Source organism: Gabonia massiliensis (assembly GCF_001403595.1).
Lineage (GTDB): Bacteria > Bacteroidota > Bacteroidia > Bacteroidales > Coprobacteraceae > Coprobacter > Coprobacter secundus.
In genome coordinates, this window is record NZ_LN877939.1 from 894,164 (window position 1) to 904,836 (window position 10,673).

Sequence of the window (10,673 nt, forward strand, 5' to 3'; positions counted from 1 at the left end):
TCTCTATACGCTCTATGATACGCAAAGTCGTCTCTACACCTACATCTGAAGTAATCAGTACTTCCTCCAAATCATCGAGAATTTCATCGTCGACCTTTGACTTGCCAGCGACAACCCTTGCCAATTTAGAGAATACCCCCTCCTTGGTCTTAGAAAGACCCTTATCAAGAGTTTCTTTCTTTTCTTTAGAGAAAAAGTTAAATAATCCCATTCCCTTAATAATGAAAAAGTTAATAATGATTCATGAAAAACCGTTCCTGAAAATACCAGGTTACCTTAATATATGCATATATCATACATCAATCTGGACTGCTTACAGTTTAAAAGTATGTACTACAATGCTTTCCTTCGCAAAGGTATAAAAAAGTGTGATAATAAAAAATAAGCTTTCCTTTTTTACTATTCAAAAGAAGTACTTTTCTTTGTAAACATATTACACAAAAACAATCTCTACATATAGATATAAAAATCAACAATTTATTTTTATTTCTGTAGTCAAACGTTGCCTAATAGACTTACTATCTATATATACTTGTATCTTTATTATCTGAAAAATTTTATCAGCAATGATATAAAAAAAATTTTATTCTTAATCCTCCATATAGGCTCTATTTATATTAGTATGTAATGGTCATCTCTAACCACCGAATTCGACAAGTCTAAATATGATGATAAACAGTACACCAGACTCCTTTCTCCTTAATAGCTATTTAGATTTGCCTCAGACTAAATCCCTATTTATAAAAAGTAAAACTAATCGGCTCATCTTTATCGGGAAAATACACTATTTAAATTTAGTTATAAATGCAAAATAGGGACTAATTTTCTGTTAACATTTTTACCATTGCCAAAAGAGCACGATGAGTAGAACGCTCTATATTATATTCTCTATTATCACCAAATACTAACATCTCACTATGTAACTTGTCTCCACAAGCGACAGCAATCCAAACTGTTCCTACTGGTTTTTCTGGTGTTCCTCCCCCAGGCCCTGCAATTCCTGAAACAGCAATTGCACAATCTGTATTCATCAAACATTGTACTCCACGAGCCATTTGTTCCACTACAGGCCGACTTACAGCACCATAAATTTCTATATCATTTTTGCTTACTCCCAGAACATGCTCTTTTACTTCATTGGCATAAGATACGACACTCCCCTTGAAATAAGTTGATGAGCCAGGAATAAGTGTAAGCTGATGAGCAATATTTCCTCCAGTACAACTCTCTGCTGTCGCAAGAGTCTTATGCTGTTCTTTCAACAAAAGTCCCACAGCTCCTGCTACCGTCGTATCTTGGTGACAAAATATATTATCTCCGAGTAATGTATTCAACTTCGATGACTGAATATCAAGCTGGTGTTGCAAATCTTTTCCACCTCTCCCCCGTGCTGTAAGCCTTAGTCGTACAACTCCCGGATTAGGCAAGTAGGCTAACTTTATACACTCCGGTAACTGAGCTTCAAAATCAGCCAAAAACTCAGATAATGCAGATTCTGTGTAATTTTTTACCAAACATGTATAATGTAAAATAGAACTATCGTCATGGAATTTTGTCACCAAACGAGGTATTACCTCATTAACCATTACATGTTTCATTTCCAAAGGTACACCTGGCATTGAGACTAATACTTTCCTTTCTTTTTCAAACCACATTACCGGAGCAGTACCTACTGTATTTTGAATTACAGTACATACATCCGGCACCATTGCCTGACTACGCGTAGAAGCATTCATTTTCAATTTTCTTTTTGCCAATAATTCTTCTACATTTCTAAGTACAGACTCGTCTAAAACTAATTTTCCTCCAAAAAATTCACATAATGTTTGTTTGGTTATATCATCCTTTGTAGGTCCTAATCCTCCTGTAACCAGTACAATATCAACTCTAGAAAAAGCCTGTTCAAAGGCCGAAAGCATTTCTGTTTTCCTGTCGCGAACAGTTGTTATTTCAGTAATTTCCCAACCTATTTTATTCATTTCCCGGGCAATCCAATTAGAATTGGTATCTACCACTTGCCCAATCAACAACTCATCTCCAATAACGACAATCTCTACATTCATTTTTTTTCCATTTTATACAACTTCGCTATACGCTGCAGTAAAGTAGGATGCGAATAATACACTTTTACATATAACGGATGTGGGGTCAAGTTCGATAAAGCTTTCACTGTTATCTTCTTTAGTCCACTAACTAATGCCTCAGATAGACCAAACTGACCAGCAAAATTATCGGCTTGATATTCATTCTTCCGTGAAAGAACATTTATCAATACTCCTATAACTAAACCTATAGGAGTATATAATAAAGAAAATGACACCAATGATAGCGCAAATGAAGAACGGTTTCCGCCCAGGGCTTCTGCAAACTGTATATTATCAAGAGTCCATGAAAATAGATAAAACATTAGAATTACATTAAGAACCGATACAATAAGCATCTGCAATGTATGACGATGTTTATAATGTCCTATTTCATGAGCCAATACTGCAACAATCTCTTCCGTTGTCAACTCGTCAATCAAAGTATCATACAAAACTACCCGCTTGCGTGACCCCAGCCCACTAAAATAAGCATTTGCTTTCGTCGATCGACGCGACCCATCAATAACAAAAATATTATCGAGACAAAAGCCAGAACGTTTTGCAAAATTCTCTATTTCAGTACGTAACACACCTTCTCCCAATGGCGTTTGTTTGTTAAATAACGGTACAATCCATTGAGAGTAAAACATATTTAACAACAGCATAAAAACAACTACTACACCACAAGCAACTACCCAAAATCCATGCCCCAACCATCCATACAACAACACTATGATTGTTAATAACACTCCTCCTAATATCAAACTCACAAACAATGACTTTAGCTGGTCGGCAATAAATGTTTTCGGGGTAGTTTTGTTAAATCCAAATCGGCCTTCAATGACAAAAGTATCATATACCTCAAATGGCAAAGAAAATAACTCATTCGCCAAAAACAATATACCGAAAAAAAGCAGTGTACTCCACAATAATGAATCGGAAGTAATCTCCCGCGTCCACTCATCAAGCCACCCTAATAAACCAGTAAACAGCAGTATCAATATTGCCAATATTGTCGCAGTATTCATAATACTCCCAAACCGATTATTCTCAGCAAAGTATCGTTGCTGTTCGGCATATTTCTCTTTATCATACAATCCTACCAACTCCAAAGGCAGAGACGGTGATGCTGCACGTCTATTCAACATAGACAAGCTTTGTTGAACTAAATACTCTACAATAACAAAAAACAGTATAAAATAAAAAATCGTATTATACCCCATAATTATAACTCAACCCTTGCAAAAGGTGTCACATCTATCGAACAAAAATCGTTATCAAGATACTTATAATAACCAGTGATAGCTACCATAGCTGCATTATCTGTCGTAAACGAAAATTTAGGCAAATGTATTTTCCATCCATAGCGAACAGCATGTTCTTCAAATGCACCCCGTACTGCAGAATTAGCCGATACTCCTCCAGCAACAGCAACCTCATTTATTTTCAAATCTTTAGCAGCTTTTCGTAATTTATCCATCAATATATCCACTATTGTGGCTTGTAAAGATGCACATAAATCACTTTTATTTTTTTCTACAAAGTTAGAATCTTCTTTAAGACGATCCCTCAATAGATATAGGAATGATGTTTTCAAGCCGCTAAAACTATAATTGTATCCTTGAATATGAGGTTTATTAAAATGGAATGCATCTTTATTCCCTTCTTTTGCTAAACGGTCTATTATAGGCCCCCCCGGATAAGGAAGTCCCATGACTTTCGCACATTTATCAAATGCTTCTCCAGCGGCATCGTCTATTGTTTGGCCAATAACCTCCATATCCTTATAAGAATTCACCTTTATTATTTGAGAATTTCCTCCCGATACCAATAAACAAAGGAAGGGGAAATCCGGCTGGTGATTATCATCTTCACTTTCTTTTATAAAATGGGCCAACACATGAGCTTGCAAATGGTTTACATCAATCATGGGAATACCCAAAGCTGATGAAAAACCTTTTGCAAAAGAAGTTCCCACCAATAGGGATCCCATCAGTCCCGGTCCTCTTGTGAATGCGATAGCACTCAATTCCTCCTTTTTCACTCCGGCACGTTTCAATGCTTCCGAGACTACCGGAATTATATTTTGTTGATGAGCTCGCGACGCCAATTCCGGAACTACTCCTCCAAATGCCTCATGCACAGCTTGGCTTGAAATAACATTTGACAACATTACTCCGTCCCGGACAACTGCTGCCGATGTATCGTCGCAAGATGACTCTATTCCTAAAATAATCGTATTCATAATCTACACATCTTTGTAATGGGCGAAATTACACAATAAAAAACAATTATTTAATAGCTTGCTCTAAAATTATTCCCCGAAAAATCATAAATTTGCGTCTTAATGATATGAAGACTCTATATAAGATATTCAAATATATAACAATCGGCCTAGTAGTTTCTATCTGCATTCTGTATTCGGGTCTTTATCTTGCCTTAAGCATTCCTTCCGTACAGCAGAAAGTCAGAGAAATAGGTACAGCTGAACTTTCGGCAAGGCTACATGTTCCGGTCTCTATCGGGGAAGTAAATATTTACCCCTTTGATAAAATAGCGTTACATGATGTTTTCTTGCCTGACCAAAAAGGTGATACATTATTATTTGCCGACAAATTGATGGTGGGTATTGAACTATCATCTTTACTTGACCGCAAACTAGTCTTCACAACAGCACACCTCCTTGACTTCGATATACATATTTCTAAAGATACACCGGAATCTAAAACAAATTTTCAGTTCATTATTGACGCATTCAAACCTCAAGAAAAAAAGGAAAAACATCCTTTTGACGTGCAAATAAATACAGTCGTAATTCGACGAGGTAATGTCTCATATAATCTCTTATCAGAGCCATATAAACAATCCGGATTTGATAAAAACCATATAATCCTTAAAAACGTACTCTCCACAATATCATTAAAATCATTACGGAGAGATTCCATTAATATAAACGTCAGAAGATTAAGTTTTGAAGAAAAATCAGGATTTTCATTACCTAAATTATCATTCAAACTTGCTGCAAACCAAAAAGAAGCTTATTTCTCTCAGTTCAAATTACAACTGCAGCAATCATTGATTGCATTGAACACCGCCCACGTAGATTTAAGTACAGTACAAAACTATACACAATTTTGCGATAGTTCAAATATAAGATTGGTTATCAATCATTCCCGACTTGTACTTAGTGATTTGGCTCCATTTCTTCCCATACTACAAAAGTTTGATACTCCTACCGATTTCACATGCCATGTACAAGGTGTTATCAATCATTTACAACTAAGTAGTTTACAATTAAATTACGGAAAAGGGAACATTATTGTCGAAGGAGAAGGGACTCTTGACGGTATTACTCAGTTACAAGATGCATTTTTATTCGGTAAAGTGAATAAATTACGAGCGACTCCTGATGGAATTGTTTCTCTAATCCAGAACCTATCTTCAATAGAAAAGCCTATCTCTCCTATCTTTACTCGTTTGGGAACCGTTAATTTCCAAGGTGAAATATCGGGATTTCTCAGCAATTTGGTCATGTTTGGGAATCTATCAGGAAATCCCGGAAAAGTACATGCAGATCTTATGTTTTCTCGAAATATAGAAAAAAAATCCCTAACATATCAAGGTAATATTGAAGCTATAGATTTCGACTTGCATCAACTTTTCAGTGAAAACAACTTATTTGGGACTGCAAGCTTAAAGTTCAATGTTGATGGCACCCACTATATAAATGGCTATCCTACGGGAAAGCTTTTTGGAGAGATAACCCATATCGACTACAATGGATATTCTTACAAAAATATCGAGCTTAACGGAAATTATAAAGGTCCCAGATTCGAAGGTACAGCTAAAATAGATGATGAAAACGGGCATTTAATGATGCAAGGATTAATAGACTTAATTAAAGAAAAACCGGAGTTTAAATTTACCGCTATCGGAACCAATATTCGTCCAGAAGCTCTAAAACTTACAAAAAAATATAAAGATGCAGACCTATCATTCAACATACATGCTAACTTCATAGGGAACACTCCAGATAACGCTGAGGGTGAATTATCAATAGATAGCATCACCTTCATAAAAGGAAATGAACGTTTTTTCTTAAAACGTTTTTTGGTCACAGCCCATAATGAACAAGTTCCTCAATCTCTCAAAATACACTCAGATATATTAAACGGAGAGATTAGCGGGCAATACTCTTTCCGCACTCTAAAAAATTCCATAACAGAAATCATTAGTTCAGTATTACCATCTATAGTTACCCCACCTAAAAAGAAACTAAAAGCTGAAAATATTTTCAGCTACACATTCAAAATAGAACCCACTGAATCTGTATCAAAAATATTTGAACTTCCAATCACACTATCTTCAGGCGGAGAAATAGAAGGATTTTATAACGACAAAGAAAGCCGCTTCCGTTTCGAAAGTTCATTTCCTATATTACAAATAAGAAAATCGAAACTTGATAATACTCTGATATTATCTGAAAAAAGCAACGGAACTATCACTTTTTCCGCGCGAGCAAGTAATACCAATAAAAAAAATAAAACACTTATCTGGTCACTTAATGCCGATGCAAAACATGACAATTTGAATGCCCGTATAAATTGGAGTAATTCGGGTGAATCTACTTTTTGTGGAGAATTGTCGACAACAACTCATTTCTCAAAATCAGAAACTGAGAAATTGCCTATAATGGACATTAAAATAAATCCGTCAAATCTGATTTTAAACGACTCTATATGGAAAATACAACCTGCAACAGTATTGGTTGATTCTGGAAGAATAAATATAAGTAGTTTTGAAATACGACATGGAAAACAATATCTCCATATAGACGGTATCGCATCCAAATTGCCTGACGATGAAATAAATTTACAACTTAACGATCTCAACCTTGATTATATCTTCGAATCACTAAACATACGGCATGTTACATTCGGAGGACAAGCCACAGGAAATATACTTGTCTCGAATCTCATGTCCGGAGCTCCCAGACTAAGTACCAAAAAATTCGACGTAAAAGATTTTACATATAATGATGCATATCTGGGGGACCTCAACTTATATAGCCAATGGATAAATGAAAACCAAGGCATATTATTAAAAGGGAAAATATCCCAACAGGGACACCCCGATACAGGGATATATGGACATATATTTCCTACACGAGATTCTTTGCATCTCTCATTCGATGCTCACTATTTAAATCTTGACTTTATACAACCCTTTATAGGTAATATCCTTACCGGATTTACAGGAAGGGCTACCGGGAAAATTGACTTTTACGGCAAGTTCAACGCTCTCAATGTCTCAGGTAACGCTTTCGCTCAGAATGTAAAATTCGGAGTTGATTACTTAAATACCACTTATTCTCTGACCGACAGTGTACATCTCACGCCTAACTCTATATGGTTCGACAATGTAACTGTAACCGACAAATTCGGACATACAGCCCGAGCTAAAGGTATGCTTAAGCATAACCATTTTAAAAATCTTACTTATGACATAGGTATCTCAGAAATACGAAACTTGCTTGTTTTTGATGTAACAGAACAACTTAATCCTGTCTATTATGGTACTATTTTCGGAACAGGAACTGCATCTATCATAGGGGATATGGATAAAACAGATATAGATGTAAATATGAGGACTGATGCCAAATCAAAATTTACATTTGTTCTCACTGGAAACGAAACAGCCAATGATTACCAATTTATTACCTTTGTCAACAAGACAGAAGAACTACGCAAAGAAGAACTGCGAGACAGTACAAATCTGTCTCTAATAGATAATATCAAAAGAATAGAAGAAACTACCGGAGCACATACGACCAATGTAAATCTTCAGATAGATGCTACTCCTGATGCTACAATGCAAATAGTTATGGACCCAGCAACAGGAGATATTATCAAAGCAAATGGAGCCGGAGGTATCCGTATCGAATACAATACATTCTCTGATATGAAAATATACGGTACTTATACACTTGAAAAAGGAAGTTATAGTTTTAGTTTACAAGATCTTATTACCAAAGTTTTTAATATCAAATCCGGTAGTCAAATTTCATTTCGGGGAAATCCTCTTGAAGCAGACTTAAACATCGACGCTATATATTCACTTACCGCCAATCTCACCGACTTATCAGAAAGCTTTGCTGAAGAAAAAGAATTGAGCCGTACAACTGTACCTGTAAATACAGTACTTAGTGTATCTGGAAATCTACAACATCCCGATTTAAAATTCGATATAGCCTTCCCCACCCTTACACAAGATATCGATCGACAAGTAAGAAGTATCATCAGTACTGAAGAAATGATGAACCGTCAAATCATATATTTGCTGGCATTAGGGAAATTCTATACCCCAGATTATATGAATGTTGGCCAAGCTCGTAACAATGAACTGGCATCTGTAGCATCATCAACCTTATCTTCACAATTAAGTAACATGCTAGGACAGATTAGTGATAAATGGAACATCGGAACTAATATCAGAAGCGACAAAGGCGACTTTTCGGATGTTGAAGTAGAATTGGCCTTATCAAGTCAATTACTAAATAACCGGCTCATTTTCAACGGAAACTTTGGCTATCGAGATAACCAAGTAAATAGTAATGCCTTTGTCGGAGATTTTGACCTCGAATACTTACTTAATAAAAGCGGAAGTCTGCGACTAAAAGCTTACAATCATTATAACGACCGAAATTATTATATAAAATCAGCATTAACTACACAGGGTGTCGGCATAATGTTCAAAAGAGATTTCGGACGTTTTACCGAACTTTTCAACCGGATACATAACAATGTAATAAAGAGACGAAAAAAGCGAGAAAATAAAAATCTCGAAAATAGTCTGACTCCTGTTCTTTCACAACCAACGAATTCAGGGAAAAAATAGTTTTTCTTCGGTGAAGAAAATTATTACAAACCTTATCTACTATATTATTAAATTAAGTAGATAAAACAAAGATTTGGTACACAAATATTAGCATAATCTAAAAATAATCCATACAAAGTTAACAAAGTAAAAATATATTTCATATATCACATTTTTACGTATTTTTGCAATATCTGACACATATGTCAGATATATATGTCAACTATTTATTTTAAATGTGCTCGATTATGTATAGGGTTGGTTTAGATATAGGTTCAACTACAGCAAAGATAGTAGTCCTGAAAGAAAATGAGAACTCTGTTCTATTTTCAAAATATGAAAGACATCAAACGAAAATACAAGAAATTTTACTCTTATTTTTCCAAGAGCTTATCCAAAAAATTGGAAATACACCTTTATCTATATCCATAACTGGTTCTGTCGGTATGGGAATTGCAGAAAAATATTCACTACCCTTCGTACAAGAAGTAGTAGCCGCCACCCATTACATTCACAAAAGACAATCGCCCATATCTACTATGATAGATATCGGAGGAGAAGATGCAAAAGTGGTTTTCTTCCGTAATCACCAAGCTATAGATTTACGCATGAACGGAAACTGCGCAGGAGGAACCGGTGCATTTATTGACCAAATGGCCATTTTACTGGGAGCATCAATAAACGAGTTGAACGACTTCGCCCAAAAAGCGACCGAAGTATATCCCATAGCATCAAGATGTGGTGTATTCTGTAAAACTGATATACAAAACTTAATTGCTAAAAACATATCCAAAGAAAATATTGCTGCATCTATCTTCCATGCTGTAGCAGTACAAACAATCGTCACTTTAGCTCATGGTTGCGATATAGAAGCACCGATATTACTATGTGGAGGTCCTTTGGCTTTTATCCCAGCACTTAGAAAAGCATTTGCCGATTATCTACATTTGTCAGAAAGCAAAGATTTCATTCTTCCTGAAAATAGTAATTTAATACCGGCATGGGGCACTGCTTTATCCGATAACGGACAAAACATCACTCCAAAAGATTTAATACAAATATTAGGAAAAAAACAAAATATATCTCCAAATCCGCAACACGGACTTCCCTCTATTTTTAATGAGGAACCAGAATACGCACAGTGGAAAAAGGAAATAAGCCGACATAAAGTACTACGAACAGGACTAAACTCTGGAATACAAGAAGTAACCATAGGCATAGATTCTGGATCTACTACAACTAAAATAGTCGTACTTGGTAAAAACAATGATATACTTTTCTCTTATTATCACGATAATAATGGAAATCCAATAAAAGCTGTTGAAACCGGATTACGTCAGCTATGTGACGAGTGTCAAAAGCAAGGAGCTTCTTTACAAATAAAAGGATGTTGCTCTACCGGATATGGAGAGGATCTTATCAAAGCTGCATTTCAATTAGATGGAGGCATCATCGAAACGATAGCTCATTATATGGCAGCCAAACATATCAATGAAAATGTCTCTTTTATACTGGATATCGGAGGGCAAGATATGAAAGCAATCTTCATCCATAACGGAGTCATCAGTCGTATTGAAATAAATGAGGCTTGCTCGTCAGGATGTGGCTCTTTCATTAGTACATTCGCCCAATCACTCAATTACAATATAAATGATTTTTCCAGAATAGCATGTTTTTCTAAAATGCCTTGCGATTTAGGTACCCGATGCACCG

At 35.7% G+C, this 10,673-nt stretch carries 6 protein-coding genes; 2 read left to right on the top strand and 4 right to left on the bottom strand.

Annotated features, from left to right (window positions below; all coding sequences use genetic code 11):
* The 4 genes from BN2628_RS08470 to tsaD form a co-directional block, all read right to left on the bottom strand.
* On the bottom strand, positions 1-211 hold a 211-nt coding region (locus BN2628_RS08470), incomplete at its 3' end, for a signal recognition particle receptor subunit alpha (RefSeq protein WP_257606433.1).
* A 607-nt stretch (positions 212-818) separates the two neighbouring features.
* A complete protein-coding gene (locus BN2628_RS08475; RefSeq protein WP_044225453.1) occupies positions 819-2,063 on the bottom strand; it encodes a competence/damage-inducible protein A in 1,245 nt (414 codons plus the stop codon).
* Positions 2,060-3,232, bottom strand: a complete 1,173-nt coding sequence (locus tag BN2628_RS08480) for a M48 family metallopeptidase (RefSeq protein ID WP_257606434.1) — start codon at positions 3,230-3,232, stop codon at positions 2,060-2,062. Before BN2628_RS08480 ends, BN2628_RS08475 begins: the two co-directional genes overlap by 4 nt.
* A gap of 77 nt (positions 3,233-3,309) precedes the next feature.
* Positions 3,310-4,329, bottom strand: coding sequence for a tRNA (adenosine(37)-N6)-threonylcarbamoyltransferase complex transferase subunit TsaD (gene tsaD, locus BN2628_RS08485; RefSeq protein WP_044225459.1), 1,020 nt, complete (start codon positions 4,327-4,329; stop codon positions 3,310-3,312).
* Positions 4,330-4,436: 107 nt separating this feature from the next.
* On the opposite strand from tsaD, the gene BN2628_RS08490 reads away from it, so the two are divergent.
* Positions 4,437-8,981: a translocation/assembly module TamB domain-containing protein gene (locus tag BN2628_RS08490; protein ID WP_052431384.1), complete on the top strand. Its 4,545-nt coding sequence runs from the start codon at positions 4,437-4,439 to the stop codon at positions 8,979-8,981.
* 227 nt (positions 8,982-9,208) lie between these two features.
* Positions 9,209-10,673 (top strand): acyl-CoA dehydratase activase (locus tag BN2628_RS17595; protein WP_257606435.1); only part of this gene is annotated, 1,465 nt, incomplete at its 3' end.

Coding starts and splice junctions, on each gene's coding strand:
- BN2628_RS08475 (WP_044225453.1), bottom strand. CDS start 2,063: ATGAATGTAGAGATTGTCGTTATTGGAGATGAGTTGTTGATTGGGCAA.
- BN2628_RS08480 (WP_257606434.1), bottom strand. CDS start 3,232: ATGTTGAATAGACGTGCAGCATCACCGTCTCTGCCTTTGGAGTTGGTA.
- tsaD (WP_044225459.1), bottom strand. CDS start 4,329: ATGAATACGATTATTTTAGGAATAGAGTCATCTTGCGACGATACATCG.
- BN2628_RS08490 (WP_052431384.1), top strand. CDS start 4,437: ATGAAGACTCTATATAAGATATTCAAATATATAACAATCGGCCTAGTA.